Source organism: Thermogemmatispora tikiterensis (assembly GCF_003268475.1).
Classification (GTDB): Bacteria; Chloroflexota; Ktedonobacteria; order Ktedonobacterales; family Ktedonobacteraceae; genus Thermogemmatispora; species Thermogemmatispora tikiterensis.
Window position 1 is genome coordinate 3,361,872 of record NZ_MCIF01000002.1, and the last position, 20,610, is coordinate 3,382,481.

The window sequence follows — 20,610 nt, forward strand, 5'->3', positions numbered from 1 at the left end:
AGGAGTACGAGCTATGAGCACAATTGGAGGCGTAGCCCGAGTGGAAAAGGCGCATCTGCCGTCAGTTGCCGTCTCCATGCGGCGTCGGCCCCCACTGCCATTGTCGCCGAGTCGTATATTGCTCTATGTTGTGCTGGCCGGCTATGGGCTATTCTCGCTGGCCCCCTTCCTGTTCGCCTTCTCATCTTCATTCAAGACCTACGCACAGGTGCTCTCGTGGCCACCGAGCCTTTTGCCCAACCCGGCCACCCTTGACAACTACCGCTTCATCCTGAGCGGGGCCCAGCTCTTCCCGCGCTATATTCTGAACTCGATCATCTACGCCGGCGCAGTGACGGTCCTCAATGTCTTGCTGGCCTCAATGGCCGGCTACGCCTTTGGGCGTATGGAATTTCCCGGGAAAAACTTCTTTTACCTGCTGACGCTGGCGGTCCTGATGATCCCCTCACAGCTCATTCTGATCCCGAAGTTTCTGGTGGCCTATACGTTGCACTTGACCGATAACTATGGCGGATTGATTGTGCCAGCGATGGTCACGCCCACTTCGGTCTTCCTGATGACGCAGTTTCTCAAGACGCTGCCACGCGAGTTAGAGGAGGCGGCGCTGATCGACGGCTGTTCTCGTTTTCGTGCCTTTTGGCAGATCATTTTCCCCCTGGTCCGACCAGCAGTCACAGTAGTCGCGCTATTATCGTTCCAGGGGGCCTGGAATGAGTTCCTCTGGCCACTGATCGTAATGTCCCACCAGGAGAACTATACGTTGACGGTGGGCCTGGCCTTCTTCAAAGGCAACTATGTGACCCAGTACAATCTGGTGCTGGCGGGCGCGATGATCTCGATTGCCCCGCTGGTGATCATTTTCTTCATTTTCCAGCGCTACTTTATCCAGGGTCTGTCTACGTCGGGCCTGGCCGGCAGATAGAGGTCCGGCTGGCACGACCAAACGATATTCGTAGAGCATTTGTGGTGAAGTTTATGCATGAGTCGGAACAGACTGCTCTTCTCGTCCGCTGGCTAGAGCGAGGACGTGCCTGGTTGGATGAGTTACAGACGCCCACCGGCCTGCACGCAAGCAGCGCGGCTGATCACTATCACGCCCTATTTGGGCGTGATACCCTCTGGTCGGTGTTGCTGGTGCTAGAGGCCGCGCGGCTGCGTCCGACTGATCGGGTGCTGGCCTCTTGGGTTGGAGAGTTCTCCGCTCGTGGTCTGCGGGCACTGGCAGCCACACAGGGCACGAGCGAGCGTGACGAGAATGAGGAGCAGCCGGGCAAGATCATCCATGAGTACTGGCCAGAACCGCGCCGCTGGCCCGAGGGCGAATGGCCATTGTGGGAGGGCCGCTACTATGGCTCAGTGGATGCCACCTACCTCTTTCTGATCGCCGCCGCGACGGTCTGGCAGCAGGTCGAGGGCGGGCGGCAACTGGTCGAGCAGCTCTGGCCCCATGTCCTGGCAGCACTCGATTGGGCCTTGAAGTACGGCGATGTCGATAATGATGGGCTGATTGAGGTAATGCCGCGCCAGCCTCGCGGCCTGGGACTGCGCAACCAGGTCTGGAAGGACAGTAATGACGCTTTGCTGCTCGAAGATGGCGCTCCCCCCAAGCCACCAGTGGCCTGGATCGAGCTGCAGGGCTACGCCCTGGCCGCTTTCCGCGAGATGCGCCCCCTGCTCCAGGCCGCAGGAGCTGAGGCCGCTCTCCTGCGCGAGTTAGAGGAGCGCATAGAGCGCCTGCGCAAGGGCCTACCGCGCTTCTGGCTGCCCAGGGAACACTGTCCTGCTATGGCTCTCTCTCCAGAGAAGCAAGCCATTCCCCTGGTGGCCTCCAATATGGGGCATCTGCTCTGGTGCGCGGCTCTGGAGGAACCCTACGCCTCCCAGACGGCAGAGCGCCTGCTCCAGCCCGACCTGCTCACCCCCTGGGGCATCCGCACGCTCTCACGCACCTCGTACGCTTTCGACCCGTATTCCTACCACCGCGGCACTGTCTGGCCATTCGATAATGCCATCATCGCTTCCGCTCTCTGGCGCATGGGCCGCCGTCGCCAGGCCCTCATGATCAGCCGGCGCCTGCTGGAGGCTCTGGCCCTCTTCGATTCGCCGGTGGAACTCTACTGTGTTCTGCCTCCGGAATGGATTCTGACCCCCACTACGGGCGGAGCCGAGGTGCTGGCGGTCTATACGCGCGCCTGCAAGGTCCAGGCCTGGACCGCCGCCGCTCTGATGCTGGCCGCGTCTCAATTGCTGGCTGAGGCCGGCTGATGAGCAGATGGCTGCCTGGCAGCCCCGTCAGCCTGCAGGCAGAGACACGGGCGAAGGCGAGAGAGGCCAGAGAGGCACAGGGTCGCTGGCGACAGCGCGGGATAGACCGGCCAGGGCCGTGACCCACCTCCGCTTTCTCCCGTAGTTAGCTCCCTATCCAGTTTGGGCCAGTCCAGTAGCCAGAGGTGCCAGGCCCCCCTGAGCCAGCACATGCAGGGTAAAGCGAGCTGCATTGCTGGCAGCCTTGCGCTGCCGCCGCTCCTTGTTCACATGCTTGAAGCCATCGGCCCAGTCGGCAATGGCCTTGACGAGAATCCAGTCGACTTTGTGGTGCTGGGCCGCCGCGCACAGTCCAGCCCCTTCCATCTCGCCGCCGATGGCTTCCGGCTCCAGGGCCTGCAGCTGATCACGATACTCCTTGTCGTTAATCAGCTTCTCGCCAGAGAGCAGCAGGCCAAACTGGACCCGCTGCCCCGACCAGCTCTTGACACCACTCTTGAAGCGATCCAGCAGCAACGGCGAGGCGGTCACCCGGTCGCCACGCAGGCGCACGCTGCGCTGGCCCTCGCGGGCAACTACAGCCTGTAGTTCATAGGCCAGGATCTGGCGCGCCACCAGAATGTCGCCAATGTGCTGCTCATCAGGCTTGAGGCCAAAGGCGATGCCTACCATGATGACGGCCCGCGGCTGCAGATGACGGATGCCCTCGCTGACTGTAAGAAGGGAGCCAGCAACGCCACCTTGCCCCATTTCAGACTGCACCATGACCAGGCTGGTACCACTGACCTCACCCAGAAGATAGTAGGTCTTCTGGTCAATATAATATCGCTCTACCTGTGAGAAGAGCGCTAACACCGCCTGAGCTTCTATTTCGGTGACCGTCACCAGCAGTACATCGGCGTGCAGCCCGGGCTGCAAGGCACGTGCACCGCCAGTGAGCAGAGCCGCCGGCGGGGAGACCACACGCTGCTCGATAGCCTGCTGTGCCGCTTCGGCAGGAAAAGCGGCGCTCTGTGTTTCCTGCTCGGTCACAGTGACCGTCAACGCCTGTTGGGAGCGAAGCAGAGCTTCCAATTCAGCAAAGAAGTGTGTAGGCTGCCCGTAAGTTCCCCAGATCAGAAATGGGGCGCTTTCTCGATGTCGCGCTTCGATGATTCTGAGCAGCCGATCATCTTCAGCCGGGGGCTGGGGTGAAACATAATAAATGCTGCTGCGACTGGTCGTGCTCAGAAGCCGAAGAATCGCTTCTTCCTGCGTAGGAGATCCGATGATGATGAGGTCCTCGTTAAGCTCGTGCTCCAGGATCTCACGCAGCGGAGAGGGAAATTCTAGCAAGTCAGGAAAGTCGGGAGCGAGAAGACCGGCCTCCAGGCTGCCAAAGAGCTTGAGGAGCAGGATCTCACGCCTACGCGCATGATCTCTCAGCTTTTCTTGAAGATAGATTTCGCTCTCACGACCAAGGACGAGCTGACAGAGCTGCTCTAACCCTACGTTTTCGCTCACAAAGGCGCGTTCCAGCGAGGCATCGATGCCGCCTGTCAAGATCGTCGTAAAGTAGCCTTGCTTGCAGAGGCGAGCCAGAGCGCGATAGCCGATCAGGTTCTGAGATGCTTCCTGCAGAGCCAGGCCATACGCCAGCACTCCGAGGCGATCATGCAGGCCAAGCTGCTGGAGATAAGCCCGCAAGTCGCTCCAGCTCTCGCTGTGACAGATCGCTTTGCGTACCTCGGCGTTCAGGCTGGCGGCGAGGGTGATTACAACGCGATAGGGCTGATCTCCCTGCCGTTTGCGCAGGTCGAGCAGCCGGGCCAGGTGCTTCAGAGCTTGTGGCACATCTGTTTCCATCGCTTTCTCCTCTCTAGCGGCTCAACTGCCGAGCAGCCGCGTCTCACGCCGGCGTAAACAGATGGCCAGAGCAGAGCAGAGACGAGCGTGGAGCAAGGTGGCCTGCCCTCTCTGCGCTTCCTCTCTCAGGCTAGAATGTAAACAGCGTCCCATACTTGAGCACACGTAAAGCCTCCAGGCGCAGCACGTCAGGGAAGAGGGTTTGATAAATGGCACAATTTGGCGATCGGACATCGAGTCGTCCAGTCAGACGATAGGTCAGCAAAGGACAACCACCCGCACACCAATAACGCCAGCGGCAGGTCTGACAGCCCTCCTTCTCCTCAACAGGCAGGGCACGCAGCTCGCCAGAGCCAGAGGAGCGACGCACCGCCTCCAGCGGGTCCTCAGCTGCAATGGTCGTAATCGTCTGCCCGAGCGCAGCATGACAGCCTGCCACCCCTCCGCGCTGATCGATCACCAGATAGTTGCGCCCCATGCCACAGGCGTAGCGAGAGGCCAGACCGGGATGGGTCCGATCGAGCAGCGAGCTGAACAAGCGACGACGCGGCAGACGCCTCTCGATCACCGCAAAGGCAGCTCGCATGCCCGCAATCATCTCCTCTTCCTCAAATCGAAGATCATCAATATTAGCAGAACAATCGTGTTCGCGGTAGTAGCTCAAAGCAAAAGGAAGATCGCGCTCGAGCAAATAGTCCAGCAGGGCAGGCAGGCCAGCAAGGTTGCGCCGTGAGACGGTCACATTCACAGACGGAGGCCAACCTGCGGCCAGCAAGCGATTGAGAGCGCGCTCAACGTAGGCGAACGAGCCTTGACCATGCCCAAAGGGGCGCTGCAGATCATGCTGCCGACCGAGGCCATCGAGCGACAGCATGACCCTGATATGGTGGTCCTTCAGGGCGGCCACCGCTCGCTCGCTGAGGGCCACTCCATTGGTGAGCAAGGAGGCGCTTACCTTGATCTGGGCCTCTGCCCCCAGAGCAAGAGCATAGTCGTGCAGAGCCAGCACCTGGCGGAGGCGCAATGTTGGCTCGCCACCGGCGTACTTCAGATGCACTGCTCGATAGCTGTGGCGCCGTGCGGACCGAAAGATGGCCTCGACGGCCCGTCTGGCGGTCTCCTCAGCCAGATGCTCGGAACTTTTGTGGACATAGCAATACTGGCAAGCCAGATTGCAAGCATTCGTGATGTGCAGCCAGGCGGAGAGGATCATGCCCTCCTCTTTCGGCCAGGAAGAGCCGTGCTGAGTCGGATCAGCCTGCACAGGTAGCAGAAAGCCCAGCCCGACCAATAAGCGCAGCAGCGAGAGCAGGCTTTCAGGGGGCACCCGAGAAAAGGCCAGGGCGGCTTCAGCGGGCGAGGCGGGCTGCTCAAAGGAGTGGAGCAGAGCCAGCGCCTCGCCATCCAGCACAGCCAGGTGCCCTGTTATCAGCTGCTCGGGATTGCAGATCAGCCAGCGCCCAGCAGTGCACTCGCTCTGATAGAGGGAAGCTGGTAGGCACAACTGCCCTTGCCCTACCTTAGAGCTGAGGCACTCCTCAGGCTGGTCCCGGCAGGAGAGCAGCGCCTCTAACTCTCTCCACCCCTGTGGGTCGCCAAGGCCACATTCACCGGTTTCGCTGCAATCGTCAGAGGTCCACGCCTCCGGAGAGTCTTTCCACACCGGATCAAGATCAACCCAGACATTCATTCGTGCGTGTCACCTCCTGAAGAACTGAGTGATAACAACTATCACCAGCAGGATCGCACTACCAGATTTGCAGCGACAACTCATGATGTCTGTGGGCCAGTAGAGATCAGGACGGCAGAGGATCTTTGGCCCACAGAGCGCACCGGCTAGCCCGGGACACGCAACAGTCGAGCAACCTCCTCACAGGCCTGGTCTAATTCGGGATAGCGTTCTGCCAGACCCCGCTGTCGCCAGCCCTCGCGCACGCACTGGGCCACCTCGGGGACGCTTGCCAGCGGCAGAGCCAGCAGGTGCTCCAGCAAGCGGCGCTGCGCTTTTTGGTACTCCAAGAAATTATGGCGCGTCATCCAGGCACAGCTCTCGACATAGTGCGCGATCGCCTCCTCCCAACGGCCCTCCGTATAGGCCAGGTTCCCCAGGACCTCCTCGCCACGCCCCAGCAGCAAGCGGTAGCCCTCTTCCTCGGCGATGGTGCGCGCCTCCTGCCAGGCGGCCTGCGCCTCCTGGTGCCGACCCAGGTGGGAAAGCGCCTCCATCAGGTCGACCAGGCTGGTCGCCAGCTGGGCGCGATCCTGCACGTGGCGCGCATGCTCACAGGCGCATTGCAAGTGGGTCACCGCCTCCTCCCACCGCTCCTGCGCTGCGGCCACCCGCCCCTGATAGTACTGGCTGTTGATGAAGACCTCCTCATCAAAGCCGGTCACCAGCGCCTCAGCCTGGCGAAACAAGGCCGTGGCCTCCTCGAACTGTCCCTTCAGCAGAGCCACCTGCCCCAGGCGGTTATAGGTGGCTGCCAGGCCACTGCGATAGCCCACATGGGCATAGCATTCGAAGGCCCGGCGGAAATGCTGCTCCGCCTGCACCAATTCCTCATGCTCCAGGTAAATCAGGGCCAGCGTGCTATGCGAGAGGCCGACCGCGCGCTCATCGAGCTGGCCCTGCTTCCAGAGTTCCTCCCGCACGCGCAGGCCCAGCAGACAGAGGCGCAGCGCCTCCTCGACCCGCCCCTGCAACCGATAGACATGCCCGATGCTATTGAGCAGATTGGCATACCAGGCCAGGCTGCCCCGCTGCTGATGATAGGCCAGCGAGGCATAGTAATAGTGGAGCGCCTCCTCCCACTGGCCCAGCCGGCGATAGAGATAACCGAGCTGGCCCTGTAACATACTGGCCCGTTCCTCATCCCCACGGCGCTGGGCCAGCTGGAGACACTGCTCATAGGCCTCGATCGCCTCCCGAAAGCGGTACAGCTGCAGCGCGCAGCGGGCCTGCTCATAGAGCAGTTCCCCTTGCTGGGCCTCCTGCCAGGCCGGATCGGCCTCCTCCTGCAAAGCCTGGAGCAGCAAGCGCGCCTGAGCGGGCTGTTCCTCAATGCGGAGCAAGCGCGCCTCCCACACCCGCAGTCGCCAGCGTTGCGGCGGCGTCAGCAGGGAGTCGAACTCGCGTACGGTCTCCAGCAGCGTGCGCGCGAAGCCGCTGCGCCAGCTGAGAAAGGCAGGCGAGAAGAGACGTTCAAACCACTGCAAGCCCTCCTCCAGGTCCAGCGTCAGCCGATGATAGAGCAGCTCCACCCGACTGGCCTGCCATTCTGCTTCCGCGAGCGACTGCTCTGCCTGCTGCTCATAGTAGCTAATCACAGCCCGGCTGAGCTCGCGGCGAAAGCGCCGATCGGGGTCCTGACGCTCCCAGCAATAGTGCACCACCAGCCGGCGCATCTCATCATGCAGTGCCAGCTCATCCCCCTCGCCGGCGGCGCGCACGAACGAGAGCTGCCGCAGGGTTGCCAGCCACTCCTCAACAGTAACCTGCTCGCCGGCCTCCGTGAGCCTGACCTGGGTCAGCAACCAGGAGAGAAGTGGAACCGACAACCGATGGTAGACATGAGCCAGCACCAGAATCAGCCAGTTGAGCGGGCGCTCCAAATCGTTAATGCGGACCACAAGCTGCTCCTCAAAGCGCCCTTGCGGGAAGGCCACCAATTCATCCAGCGTGAGCAGGCGCCTTGCCAGCAGATCACAGGCCAGTCCGACCAAAATAGGACGACCCGCCGTCAGCTCATAGAGACGCTCCATAGAATGAGCCTGGCGCTCTGCCGCCAGAATAGACGCTTCTGAGTCGGCAGCGGCCCCGTTGGCCTCACCTGCGCCTGCCGAATCGGGCAGCTCAGCCAGCTCACGCGCCAGATAGAGGCGCACCTCAGCAGGCGAAAAAGGAGGTAGCGCCAGATCCAGCACCTCTTTCTCACGTCCATGCCATGTTGGATGCTGCCAATCCAGCGGATTGCGCCCCGCCAGGAGCACTTTGACTTGAGGCAGGCCATAGCGCTCGGGGAAGAGCTGTCCCAGGCCCAAGACCGCTACCTGGGGACTGCGCTCGACCAGCTCAAAGGTATCAAAGACGAGCAAGAGCTGCGGCTCCTTCTCAGGCAAGTGTGGCAGCAATTCCTGCGTATCGCGCGCCAAAGCCTCCGAGAGGCTATCACGAATGCGGATATCGGCCACATCTTTCTCCGGGTAGAGGCTACTGAGATAGCCCTGGGAGGCAAAGCTTTCCAGAGTCTCAGCGAAAGCTCGCGCCTGCCAGCGCGGATAGGCTGCCTGGAGCCGCTCAACAACTCGCCGTGCGATCACCAGGCGATCACGATCGGCGACACGGAAGAAATCCACCTGGACAACGGCCAGATGGGGAAAGCGCTGTCGCGCCAGCGAAACACAGGCACGCAGAAACCAGGTCTTCCCAATGCCGCCCCGACGAGCAGGGTCCGGCTCGGAATCATGAACAGAGAGAATCCAGGGAGCGTCGGACTGGACGTTCGCCAGCCAGTCCAGAAAAAGAGAAAGCTCACGATCTCGTCCGAGAAACGTTGCGGGTACCCCTAGGCGTTCCATAGTACGCTTCCCTCACCCTAGTGTTCGAGGGCTTGCAGCCCTGTAAGCATGTCCTGGGCATGTTGCCCCAGGGCCTCTAGCAGCTCTTGGTCTTGACGAACTTCTTCCACAAATTGCACGCGAGCCTCAGCGGTCTCCCAAGACAGAGTCGCCAGTAGCTCCCGGATTCCCTCAGCCAGCGCCGCAGATTCCAGGCTGAAAGCACTATGATAGAGCCATTCGCGCAAATAACGGATACGGTCGGAGCCATTGACGCGCCCAGCCAGGCGCTGGTTAAAGGTAGCCAGCCAGCGGTGGAGCAAGGCAAACTGCTCAGGCTGCTCAATCTGCAAGGCCAGCAAGAAGAGCCAGCGCACCGGCCCCTCAACCGCGTAGCCGGCACGGTCCAGGTGCCAGCGCACGACCTCTGTCCTGTCGTTCAGCTCACGAGGCAAAAAGAAATAGGCCAAAGGGCTTTCACGCGCCCACTCAGGAGCAAACTGCTCAATCAGTTCTTGCAACATGAGAAGATTGAAACGGCGAGGCACCGAGAGTAGACGTAAGAGCCTCTCATAGGCGGAACGCTCCTCCGCCGGCAGCTTGTGCAGAACTCCCTGACGAACGACTCGCTCAATCAAGAGCTGGAGCAACTGGAGGCGATCAGCGGGCTGACGAGGATCAAGACCGCCACGGATGGCCTCGGTGAGAACCTCCATCGCCAGAGGATAGCCCCGCGTCCAGGAGAAAATCAGCTCCCGCACCTCGGCATCCAGTGGCAGCCCCACCTTCTGCAGATAAACATCACAGCTCGGACGATCAAGGGGACCGAGCTCCAGCACCGTTACCTTCCGTGCGACGGAACGCTCCCGCTCGAAGGAAACCAGACGCGGAGACGCCAGGACCACAAAGAGCGTATACTCCTTCAACAGCTCACGCAGCAGAGTTTCCAGCCAGCGCACCTGGCGCTCATTACCGGCATCCACCGCATCAACTAGCAAGACCGCCCGCCCTCGCTGGGCAAGGAGACGCAATGCCTCCACCGCCCGCTGCAGCCCAGGACCAAGCATCTCCGAGCTGTCCATTTCTGCCCTGCTCAGGTTAACCCGATAGCGCTGCACCTGCTCGACGATTTGGCGCTCCAGCAGACTCTCCCCCCGCCCGGCTTCAGCCCAAATAAACGGCACATCCGTCGCTTGACAGCGTTGTTGAACCTGACGGAGCAGCGCCGTCTTACCGATGCCACGCACTCCGCACAGCTCCACAACAGGCGTCCGCAAGAGCCGCTGCCGGTCCTGCAATGTCTGCAGCGCCTCATCAATGAGATGTAACTCGAATTCTCGGTTCACAAACAGTTCGCCTTCCATGCCAGATCTCCCGAATCACTATGCGCTACAGTGAAAAGACTAGTCTTCCCGAAGAAGCAGCCGCTGCAATGAGCCTAACTGCTCCCTTAGCATGGACAGCTCAGAGGTGACTAGCTGAAAACACTGCTCTGTTTGCTGCTGAAGCGAGCTGAGTTGCATCAGGGTAGTCTGAAGCATTTCTTGTGTCTCACGTCTCTCTCTCTGCGAAATTTTATATTCACTATTTATTTTACGCAATTCGCTAAGAATATCAACGAAGTTTCTTATATTGGTTGGCATCGATGATTTCAGATGCCAGAAGAGCGCCTTCAGAAAGTTATCATAGTGCCCATCCCAGCCAGTGAGATAGAGCGCCTGGCGAGCGTTGAAGACACGGGCAAGGCGCGACTCTGCAGGCGGCACATCTTCATTGACAAACCAGGTTGAGCTATGTCCCCCATCAAGAGGGATCAGATCGATCAGCTCGGCATCCCAGACAGGATCAAGGCCGATGACGAGGATGTCGCTCCCCAGCACCTGCTGGAGATGCTCCTTGAGCCTGGCCTGCCGATCGAGATAGGAACGCTGACGCCTGGCATCATAGACGCGAGCCACCAGATCCCCGAATACCTTGATCACGCGGCAGAGCCGTCGCTCAGGATGCTGCAAACGCTGCTCATAGCTCCGCCCCGGGATGAAGACCTCATAGTGCTGCCCCTCCCTGATCCCTGCCTGGTTGAAGGCTTGCTCAAGAAGATCGTCGATATTCGTGGTGATAATTTCGCTAAAATACTCCTCCTTGACCAGATCTGCCAGGCAAAGGTCAGCATCAGTGACTGTAACATCACGCAAGGCTGCCTGGAAGATAGAATCAAGATCGCGTTCGCTAAAAGAGTGCTCGTTCAAGACGCGGTAGCATTCGTCAAAGGCAGCGGGCCTGCTCAGGCCTTGCAGACTGCGCTCGCTGAAGCCCATGATCATCTCTTGAAAGGTCGAACTCAGGCGGTAAAAGGCACCAGCCCGCGCCCCTAGCACAAGCACAATCCCGGAGCCACCTTGCTTGCGAATGTCTAGCAGCTTGGCGATCTCAGGGATGCTAGACTCACTGGAATCTCGTCGGGGCATGATCTTCTTTCTCCCTCTGCCTTCTCAGAGTACCTGCTTGCCAATATACGGACCGATCCAGTCCTTTCCAGCACCACATGTGCTCAGGAGCAGGACTGCCCCAACCTCAACTAGATACCCTGTAGATCCCCCGCCCTTCGCTTCGTCCACTCAGCACCGCTCTAGCAGGCTTTCTCCTCCAGCTCAGCAGATCGGCGTTGCTCGGCATCTGTCAGGCGCACCAGATTCACCTTGAGCAGGCAGGATTGTTCAGATTGGCTCGCTTAATGTCTGTCTCACTCTCTGTCGTTTCAGTCTAAAGACAGAGGATATCTGCTTATATTGTGTTAGAAACCAGCAATTATGTCAACCATTAGCGTATCAACTACATTAGATATCTTTGCCAATTGATTTCCTCTCTCTATACAGCCATCCCGACAGGCGTTGGTTCTATAGTGAAAAACCATCTCGGGTCCCAGGCGAAGAAAGGCACTTCGCTCCTCAAGCGAGCTGCTAAGAACACCGTCCTTCTGTTATCACCTATCTACGGCAAATAGCTACTGCAATTAGCAGACGCCCAAGAGAGGCCTCGCCAGACTTTCCAGTCGGCGGTCCGAGTTTGTCAGCCAACGCGCAGGAATACGTCCGGTGAGAAATGTATAAGAGAGGCGGTTTTTGAGGAGATGTATCAGAGAAGTGAGAGGAAAGATATTTCTTGAGGATAAAAGGTGAAACAAGGCAAGGCGGGAGCAGCTGCAGCTGCTCCCGTCACAGGCTGTGGTGGCTCCGCCTGGGAGTGGCAGCCAGGCCTGGTCAGCGTTTCCGCAGGAAAGCCGGAATATCGATTACATCGCTCGCCGGCCCCCGATTGCCGCGTGGCAGGTCGGAGATCTTTGGATCGAGGCGTCGAATCTGGCGCTGCGGTCGCTGCTCGGGACGCTGCAGCGGTCGAGCTTCCGGCTCGGGGACCGGCAGGTGGCCATGAGCAGGCGTCTCCAGCTCCTCATCCTCGCCATCGAAGCCCTCGCCGTAGGCATCTCCGTGCAGCTCCGCGGCCAGCTCGCGGCTTCGCTGGGAGCGTGCATGTTCCGCGGCCAGCGGTCCGGGACCGGTTGGGGCGTTGGCGATATTGAGTGGTGGCGTGGCCGGCAGCGGTGTGTAGCCCGTATAGCCCTGAGATGCGCTGTGTGAAGCCGCCGGCGCTGGCTGGCGCAAAGGGGAGCCTCCTCCCGAGACCCCATTGCTCCCGAGGCCTGCGGGCTGGTAGAAAATGCTCCGATTGTACTCCAGGCGGCCTGTGCCAGCAGGCGACTGACTGCGCACCGTATCAAAGCCAGTAGCAATCACCGTAATCTTGATGCGCCCATCGTAGGCTGGATCTTGCACCGCTCCGAAGATAATATTGGCCTCGGGATGAGCCGCGCGGCTGATCACATCGGCGGCCTCCTGTACCTCGAAGAGCGTCAGATCGGTGCCCCCGGTGATATTGAAGAGCACGCCGCGTGCGCCACTGATGTCGATGTCGAGCAGCGGGCTGGCGATCGCCATCTGAGCGGCATCGATCGCGCGTGTTTCGCCGCTTGCCTCGCCGATGGCCATCAAAGCCGAGCCAGCGGCGGACATAATCGTCTTCACATCGGCAAAATCCAGATTAATCAGTCCGGGCACCGTAATCAGGTCGCTGATTCCCTGAATACCCTGGCGCAGCACATCATCGGCCAGGCGGAACGCTTCCGAGAGCGGCGTGCGCTTGTCAGCGATCTGCAACAGGCGGTCGTTGGGCACCGTAATCAGTGTATCCACATGCTGTTTCAGATTGGCAATGCCCTCCTCAGCCGTCTGCTGGCGCTTCTTACCTTCGAAGCTAAAAGGACGGGTCACCACGCCCACGGTGAGCGCCCCGACCTCGCGGGCGATCTGTGCCACAATGGGGCTGGCGCCGGTGCCGGTACCGCCGCCCATGCCGGCGGTAATGAAGACCATGTCGGAGCCTTTCAGCGCCTCATACAGCTCTTCGGCGCTCTCCTCTGCCGCCTTGGCCCCCACGCTAGGATTTCCTCCTGCACCGAGGCCACGGGTCAGCTTATCGCCGATACGGATATGCTTCGGGGCTTGCGTCAACAGCAGGGCCTGAGCATCGGTATTGACAGCGATGAACTCGATACCCACCATATTGGCCTGAATCATGCGATTGACCGCGTTGCTGCCGCCGCCTCCCACCCCGATCACACGGATCTGGGCGAAGCCTTCAACCTGATGTTGTCCCATTGATCCCATATATTCGTGGCCCCCTTTCGAGCCTGTCACAAGTTCTCTCGCTCCGCTCACCGCGCATTTCCTCCCTCTCTCTCCACTTGCGCCCCAGCCTTCGCCCCAGTGCCCGACCGTCCCTGACCAGAGCCAGGCCGGTCGGGCCGGATGCGCGGCCCGGGTCTCGTCTCCTTTCACAGGCTCCCAAGACTTACGGAATAAACGAACGTAGCCAGCGCCCGATGCGCGACAGCATAGTGCCGCGATCAGCCTGCTGCCCCTCCTCCTCGTCGTAGGTCAGCGACGAGTGAGTCAGGCCCCAGAGCAGCAAACCGACAGCGGTCGCATAGGCTGGGCGACAGATCGAGTCGGCCAGGCCATGCAGGCCAAGAGGGACGCCGATGCGCGCCGGCAGATCAAGGATCTGCCCGGCCAGCTCCAGGATACCCGGAAGCTCGGCAGTGCCACCCGTCAGCACCAGGCCGGCGGGCAGCAGCCCATCGTAGCCCGACTTCTTAATCTCATCATGCACCATCTCGAAGAGTTCTTCAACACGCGCCTGGATGATCTCGGCCAGCAGCTTGCGCGGCACAAGATCGTTACAATCTGGCATGAATTGCGCGAGATCGATCATATCATCATCGTCGATAGCCGAAGGATCACAGTGCCCGTAGGTTACCTTCAGCTCTTCGGCGACGGCGAAAGGCAGGCGCAGGCCGATCGCGATATCGCTTGTAATCAGGTTGCCGCCGATGGGCAAGACGACGGTATGCCAGATGGCGCCGTCGGTGTAGATGGCAATATCGGTGGTGCCACCGCCCACATCCACGAGCACTACCCCCAGATCAGTTTCGCCATCGGCCAGAACCGCCTCCCCCGAGGCCAACGGCTCCAGCACCAGATCCTCAATCTCCACATGAGCCTTTTGGACGCATTTGATCAGATTATGGATTGAAGAGACGGAGCCCGTGACGATATGCGTCTCCACCTCCAGGCGGAAGCCAGACATGCCGATGGGATTTTTAATACCCTCCTGCCCATCAACAACATAACCGCGCGGAATGACGTGAATGATCTCGCGATTGGCCGGAATGGCAATCGCCCGCGCCACTTCAATCGCCCGGCAAATATCATTCTGAACGATATCGCGATGGCTCGGAGTGATAGCGACGAAGCCTTTGCTGTTCTCCGATTCGATATGGCTACCGGCAATGCCCACGTAGGCCGTGGTGATATGCTTGCCGGAGAGGCGCTCGGCACGGTCGATTGCTGCAGCGATCGAGGTGACTGTCTCCTCTATATTGACCACCACCCCACGCCGCAAGCCCTGTGAAGGGCAGGTGCCAACGCCAACAATGTTCAGCTTCCCGTCACGATCAAGTTCGCCAACGAGAACACAGACCTTTGTTGTTCCAACGTCGATTCCGACGATCACCCGCTCTTGCACGATCTAGCTCCTCATCGGGCGGCATTGCTAGCTAGGGACACGCATCTGCGCTCACTTTCCTGTCTGCCTGCTATCTTCCTCGCCTGCCCCGGCTCTCTCTTCCTTTGCTCTCTCCCCATTTCCACGCTCGCTTAGCTCATTATTCACCGCGCTACCACCTCGCTGCTCCCTCTCCTCCTTGCTACCTGCCTCCTTCCTCCTTTGCGCACCACGTGTCCATCAGAGACGCACTACAGACGTTGTCAGTTTTACATGATCATGCTTCCGCAGGATCAGGGGCGCCTACGCGGTGAGGCCGGACCCGTCCGGTCCCGCTAGTTTCCTGCTGTCTCTGTCTATGGCTGTAGAGTGTAGGCCACATTCAGGCCAAAGCGCAGGTCGATCGTTGCCAGGTGAAGCCCCTTCTGCTGCGCCATGACGAGGATCTGCTGCAACTCGCGCAACCGGTTGGCCAGCGGGTTGACATCATCCGGCCCTCCAAGATAGGCTACCCAGCCGGCGGGGCTGACGATGACGAAGGTGGTGTGGCTCACCGTCTGCAGCTGCTGCACGGAAGGGCCGGCATTGCTTACATATATTTTACTCTCATAGCGTAGTGTAAAATTGCTAATCCCCGTCAATACGGGTACCTCTTTAAAGACCTCCACAGCAAAGGAGACTTCTGCGGCCTCCAGGTGTGCGCCAGGTCGAATGCCCGCGGTGACCTTCTGCGCACGCGCATCGATCACCGTCTGGAGCTGGCCGGCCTGGGGGGTGCTGCTGGCCGCTGCCAGGACCATGCCGCTGCGGTCCACGCTATAGCTTCCCTGCGCGGTCTTCCAGAGCAGCACCGGCTGCCGCTCGCTCACTATCACCTGCAGTCGATCGGGCCAGTCGCGCTCGACGCTGGCAGTGGCCACCAATGGCAAGGCGGCAATGCGCTTGCTCAGGGCCTCCGTATCGACCAGGAAGAGGTTCTGGCCCTGCAGGCCCAGTTGTTGAATCTGAGCAATGAGGGCCTGGTTGTGAGTGCCAACCACGGTAATCTGTTGGATGCGAAAGGCGGGTCCCAGCAAGGCGAAGAGCAGCCCCGCCGGTACGAGCACCAACCCAAGCAGAGCCGCCAGGAGCCTGCGCCAGCGCCGACGTTGGCGAGCCTGCAGGCGGCTGCTCCTGCGGGGAATCTCGACCGTCGGCCCGGGACCGGGCCGGGGCCGAGCCACAGGTGAGCGTATGGCCCGCATCTGTCCACTTGAGGCCCGCACGGCTGTCTGAGCGAGAGCGCGCGCTACGAGAGGGGAACCGGCCTGGCGCTGGCGCTGGCGCATCCGCCGCTGCTGGGCGCGTCGCTCCGCCATCGCCGTCCAGCCCGCCGGGTGCACGATCTTTTGAGGCGTCGTCACCACTCGCTGTCGCGGCTGCTCCCCTCCGCCCTTCGCTGGCTCAGCGCGCCTGGCTTCCCAAAAAGCTATTTGCTCTCGTATCTCTCCTCTATGCTCGGTCATGCTATCTCCCACTCGCCGCGCAGTTCGACCTCCAGCTCCAGCTCCACGCCGAACCGCTCTCGTACACGATGGCGCGCCTCCCTGATCAGGGTTGCAATATCTGCTGCGCGCGCACCTCCCAGGTTGACGATAAAGTTGGCATGCCGCTCGGAGATACAGGCGCGACCACAGCAGAGACCTTTGGCGCCAGCTTGCTCGATAAGCCGCCCGGCATAGTCGCCAGGGGGATTCTTGAAGATCGAGCCAGCACTCGGCTGCGGTGGCTGTGTCCGCTTGCGGTGCTGTCTGTACTCCTCGATCAGGGCACGCAGTTTGCCTGGATCGTCGCGCCACAGGCGAATGGCCAGCAGCAGGACGATCTCGGCTGGCTCGATGAGCGCGCGTGGAGCTGGTTGTGGATAGCCACGCTCATCGAAGGTGACTTGGCGCCCCGCACGGAAGCGACTATGACGATAGCTTAGCTCCAGCTCAGCACGCTCGTAGCGCCGGAGCTGCGGCGCCCTCTCCTCAGCGCTCTCCCCTTCCTCCAGGGCCAGGGCAGGGCGCACATCGAGCACCTCCACCCACTCGAGCACCTGCGACAGATCTCGCTGATGGGCCCCGGCATTGCTGACCACTCCCCCTCCCAGTGTCCCGGGAATACCAGGGCCAAACTCCAGTCCTCCCCACCCCTGAGCCGCCAGCTCGTTGAGCAGCTTCGGCCAGCTGACGCCGGCTTCCGCGTAGAGGAGGGCCGAACCGTCCTCTCGCTCCGTCAGCCGGTAATCGCTGAGGGCAATACGCGCCACAATGCCGCGCACACCTGCATCTCCAAAGAGGACGTTGGTGCCGTTGCCAACCAGCAGCAGAGGCCAGCGCTCCGCCAGACAGCGGCGTACGAGCCACAGCAGCTCGTCGCGCGTCTCTAGCGAGAGCCAGAGATCTGCCAGGCCTCCAACCCCAAAGGTGCAGTGACGTGCCAGCGGCTCATGCAAGCGTAGCCGCCTACCGAAGCGCGGCAGGAGCGTGGCGTAGGCGCTCTCCGCATCAAATGTCATTGTCGCTTCCATTCTCCATTCTTTTGCCAGGTTTTGAATCAATTTGCCAGGAAGGTGACCCCACACCCGCCTCACCCCGTTCTCCAGGGTTTGCCCGGGTCCTGTCCCTCCGTGTCTGGGCTTGCTCCAGGCTGTCCCGTTCTGTCTCCCGACGCTATCTACGCCAGACCCTTATCCCTGGTGGTGACTCTGGCCACCTTCTCCTAGCAGCTGTTCGGTCACAAGATAGATGTCGCCGGCCCCCATGATGAGCACAAGGTCGCCGTCGTCTAAGAGGGCGCGCAGCTCGGCCTCCGTTTGCGTTCGATCGCCTCCATAGAGAACCTGGCGCCCTTCTCCGCTGAAGTGCGGGCGCTGGGCCAGGGCTGCGACCAGATCGCGGGCATGAACGAGGCCCGTATCACGCTCACGTGCCGGAAAGATGTCACTGATGACGACGACATCAGCCTCATCAAAGGCCTCAACAAATTGTTCAAAGAAGACTTTCGTCCGGCTATACATATGGGGTTGATAGACAGCGATAAGGCGCCGCTGCGGATAGCGCTGGCGCGCCGCTGCCAGTGTCGCTGCGATGGCCGTGGGATGATGGGCGTAGTCATCGATGAGAATGACATCACCTGTCCGTCCGGCAAGCGGCAGCGGCCCCTGATGGCGTATCTCAAAACGGCGTCTGCTGCCACGGAAGCCCTCCAGCGCTCGTTTGATGGCCTCTTCAGAGACGCCTAGACTCTGAGCTGCCGCGATGGCTCCCAGGGCATTCTGCACATTATGCAGGCCAGGTACGTGCAAGGCGATCTTCTCTCCCCCAAAGAGGGAGCGCGCCTGACTGGCAGCGCCTCGGCTTCCTTCGGCATGCAAGCGCACTCGAAAGCTGGTTTCTCCTTCCAGCTTCAGATCGTGGGCTTCGAAAAGTAGGGGGCTTTCTCCTTTAACTGTAATAGACGTTAGTTGTTCAGTCTTTTCTTGTATGGCTTCGGGGGCCACAGTATAGAAGACGGTGCGACCCACCCAGTGGCCCAGGCGCGCGCGCAGCTCCAGGCAGCCAGGGCTATCGGCGTTCATGACCAGCGTAGGAGGCAGCGGCCAGCGCTCGCTCAGATCCATGCCCTGGATGAAGCGCGTAAAAGCCTGCAGAAAGGCCTCGTAGTCAGCAAAGAATTCAGGATGCTCATATTCAATCGAGGTCACGACGGTCAGGCGCGGATGGTAGTGCCAGAAGTTATGGTTAAACTCGTCGGCCTCGTTGACGAAAAAGCGGCTCTGGCCAAGGCGATAGTTGGCCCCCAAGGCCGGCACCACCGCCCCGATGACGCAGGTAGGATCAAACCCGCCCTCGACCAGCATCAGGGCCAGCAGGGAGGTGGTCGTCCCCTTACCGTGGACGCCACAGACCGAGAGCAGGCAGTAATCGCGGGTGAGAGCACCTAGCAGTTCCTGCCAGGTCACCACCGGCAGGCCCTGCTGCCGGGCAGCGACCAGCTCCTGGTGATCCGGCTCCAGAGCGAGCACAGCGGGCGTAATGATGAGTGCCTCCTGCCCCTGCAGATGCTGTGCGCTGTGGCCGATGGTCACGTTGATCCCTGCAGCGGCCAGCTCGCGCGTGGTCGCCGATGGGGCCCGATCGCAGCCGCTGACCGTGGCCCCAGTGGTCTGCGCCAGGCGCGCCAGCGCCGAAATGCCCTGACCCCCAATACCCATGAAGTGTAAGCGCCTGCTCAGCAGAGCACGTAGCTCGGCCTGCTGGTCTTGCCTGCTTGCTTCGGACTCGGTATTCATCGTCAGCTTTCTCTCTGCTCTCTCCATCGCAGCCTGTCTCTTTAGACGGTAGCTTGTCGATAAGTGTCACAGCGGGGCGGGCGGATGGCGCCGCAGGCTGGTTGGCGTTTCGCCAGCTTGCCCGCCCTGGCTGGCTCAATCAGCCCCAGCTTCGGGCCTTAACAGAGACTGGCCTGCTCCTCGCGCGTGGGGGCCACACCCGCCAAGCGGGCCACTGCCTCGGCGATGGCCTCAGTCGCATCCGGTCGTGCCAGGGCGCTGAGCGCTCGCACCATCGCCTCGCGATAGGTCGGGCTGGTCAGCAAAGTCTCGACGTGGCCGGCCAGCACCTGGGGGGTGAGATCGTCGTTGCGCACAACCAGTGCCGCCCGACGGCGTCCGAACATCGCCGCATTGGCTTCCTGGGGCGAGGAACCGATCGCCGGGGGCAGCGGCACCAGGATGCTCGGCTTACCCAAGACCGCCAGCTCGCTGAGGGTAGCCGCTCCGGCGCGGCAGACCACCACGTCTGCCGCTTGCAGAGCCAGCGCCATTTCTGCATCCAGATAGGGTACCAGACGGTAGCGTCCCCGCAGTTCCTCGGTCAGCGCTGCCAGTGTGCGCCGGGCCAGGGTCTCCGTCTCCTGGAAGAGCTTTTTTCCACTGATATGCAAGACCTGGCAGCGCTCCAGGAGGGCAGGCAAGGCCCGACAGGTTACCTGATTCAGGTGGCGCGCCCCCTGACTGCCGCCAGTCACCAATAGCAGTGGACAGCGTGGGTCCAGGCCCAGCTGTTGACGAGCCTGCTCGACCGATACCTGGCGCACATCCAGGATCGCCTGGCGCACCGGATTGCCCACATGCAGGGTCTTGCGCGCCGGGAAATAGACCCGCGAATCTTCAAAGGCCAGCGAGATACATGTCGCCAGCGGCGCTAATAAGCGATTTGACAGGTTCGCAGGTACGTCTTGCTGATGCATCAGCAAAGGTACACGATGCAACCAGGCAGCCAGGCCAGCCGGTACGGCCACATAGCCGCCGCTGGTAAAGACCACCTGCGGGCGAAAGCGACGCACCACGCCGATCGCCTGCACAATACCCACGGGAACACGTGCCAGCCCCGTGACTGTGCGCCAGGAGACATAGCGCGCCAGCTTGCCCGCCTTGACGGTCACGAAAGGCAAACCGGCAGCTGGGGCCAGTTCGGCCTCCAGTCCATCATCGCTTCCCAAATAAAGAATCTCCGCCTGAAAAGTCCGCTGTAGCTGCGTCGCCACCGCCAGTGCAGGATAGATATGCCCGCCGGTGCCGCCGCCCGATACCAGTATCCTCATACACTGCCTACCAGAAGCGCAAAAGGTTCTCGCCGGAGAAGCCAGTCGCCAGCAGGCCGGCCTGGCCCCAGGCTCCATGCGGGCCAGGCACCTGGCAGACTGCTGGTTCCCCCGGCGGCATCGTTTTGATAGAGTCACGCGAGAGTATCCTCGCTTTTTCTTTCATCAACAAAAAGAGCATGATCTGTG

Annotated in this window: 12 protein-coding genes and 1 pseudogene; 2 read left to right on the plus strand and 11 right to left on the minus strand. The window is 60.9% G+C overall.

Annotated features, from left to right (window positions below):
* Positions 1-13 precede the first annotated feature (13 nt).
* Positions 14-922 carry a carbohydrate ABC transporter permease gene (locus A4R35_RS13545; protein ID WP_112430207.1) on the plus strand — a complete coding sequence of 303 codons (909 nt, stop codon included), beginning with the start codon at positions 14-16 and terminating at the stop codon, positions 920-922.
* A 53-nt stretch (positions 923-975) separates the two neighbouring features.
* Positions 976-2,265 carry an amylo-alpha-1,6-glucosidase gene (locus A4R35_RS13550; protein ID WP_112430209.1) on the plus strand — a complete coding sequence of 430 codons (1,290 nt, stop codon included), beginning with the start codon at positions 976-978 and terminating at the stop codon, positions 2,263-2,265.
* Positions 2,266-2,418: 153 nt separating this feature from the next.
* On the opposite strand, the gene A4R35_RS13555 is transcribed toward A4R35_RS13550, so the two are convergent.
* From A4R35_RS13555 to murG, 11 genes and pseudogenes are all read right to left on the minus strand, one after another.
* Positions 2,419-4,110: a 5'-methylthioadenosine/S-adenosylhomocysteine nucleosidase family protein gene (locus A4R35_RS13555; protein WP_112430211.1), complete on the minus strand. Its 1,692-nt coding sequence runs from the start codon at positions 4,108-4,110 to the stop codon at positions 2,419-2,421.
* Between the two features lie 130 nt (positions 4,111-4,240).
* Positions 4,241-5,614 (minus strand): radical SAM/SPASM domain-containing protein, encoded by a 1,374-nt coding sequence (locus tag A4R35_RS13560; RefSeq protein ID WP_189361783.1) that lies wholly within the window; start codon positions 5,612-5,614, stop codon positions 4,241-4,243.
* Between the two features lie 332 nt (positions 5,615-5,946).
* Complete coding sequence (locus A4R35_RS13565) at positions 5,947-8,688, minus strand: tetratricopeptide repeat protein (protein ID WP_112430215.1); 2,742 nt, start codon at positions 8,686-8,688, stop codon at positions 5,947-5,949.
* Positions 8,689-8,705: 17 nt separating this feature from the next.
* Positions 8,706-10,031, minus strand: coding sequence for an ATP-binding protein (locus A4R35_RS13570; protein ID WP_112430217.1), 1,326 nt, complete (start codon positions 10,029-10,031; stop codon positions 8,706-8,708).
* 39 nt (positions 10,032-10,070) lie between these two features.
* Positions 10,071-11,135, minus strand: a complete 1,065-nt coding sequence (locus tag A4R35_RS13575; protein ID WP_112430219.1) for an SIR2 family protein — start codon at positions 11,133-11,135, stop codon at positions 10,071-10,073.
* A gap of 1,248 nt (positions 11,136-12,383) precedes the next feature.
* Positions 12,384-13,382, minus strand: a pseudogene (gene ftsZ / locus A4R35_RS13580) (cell division protein FtsZ); the annotation flags it as partial.
* 193 nt (positions 13,383-13,575) lie between these two features.
* On the minus strand, positions 13,576-14,811 hold the full coding sequence (gene ftsA, locus A4R35_RS13585; protein ID WP_112430223.1) for a cell division protein FtsA: 1,236 nt from the start codon (positions 14,809-14,811) through the stop codon (positions 13,576-13,578).
* A gap of 335 nt (positions 14,812-15,146) precedes the next feature.
* On the minus strand, positions 15,147-16,295 hold the full coding sequence (locus A4R35_RS13590; RefSeq protein ID WP_112430225.1) for a cell division protein FtsQ/DivIB: 1,149 nt from the start codon (positions 16,293-16,295) through the stop codon (positions 15,147-15,149).
* On the minus strand, positions 16,292-17,332 hold the full coding sequence (murB, locus tag A4R35_RS13595) for a UDP-N-acetylmuramate dehydrogenase (RefSeq protein WP_189361784.1): 1,041 nt from the start codon (positions 17,330-17,332) through the stop codon (positions 16,292-16,294). The genes A4R35_RS13590 and murB overlap by 4 nt, the downstream gene beginning before the upstream one ends.
* Positions 17,333-17,503: 171 nt before the next feature.
* Complete coding sequence (gene murC, locus A4R35_RS13600; RefSeq protein ID WP_189361786.1) at positions 17,504-19,108, minus strand: UDP-N-acetylmuramate--L-alanine ligase; 1,605 nt, start codon at positions 19,106-19,108, stop codon at positions 17,504-17,506.
* 158 nt (positions 19,109-19,266) lie between these two features.
* Positions 19,267-20,421 carry an undecaprenyldiphospho-muramoylpentapeptide beta-N-acetylglucosaminyltransferase gene (gene murG, locus A4R35_RS13605; RefSeq protein ID WP_189361788.1) on the minus strand — a complete coding sequence of 385 codons (1,155 nt, stop codon included), beginning with the start codon at positions 20,419-20,421 and terminating at the stop codon, positions 19,267-19,269.
* Between the last annotated feature and the right edge of the window lie 189 nt (positions 20,422-20,610).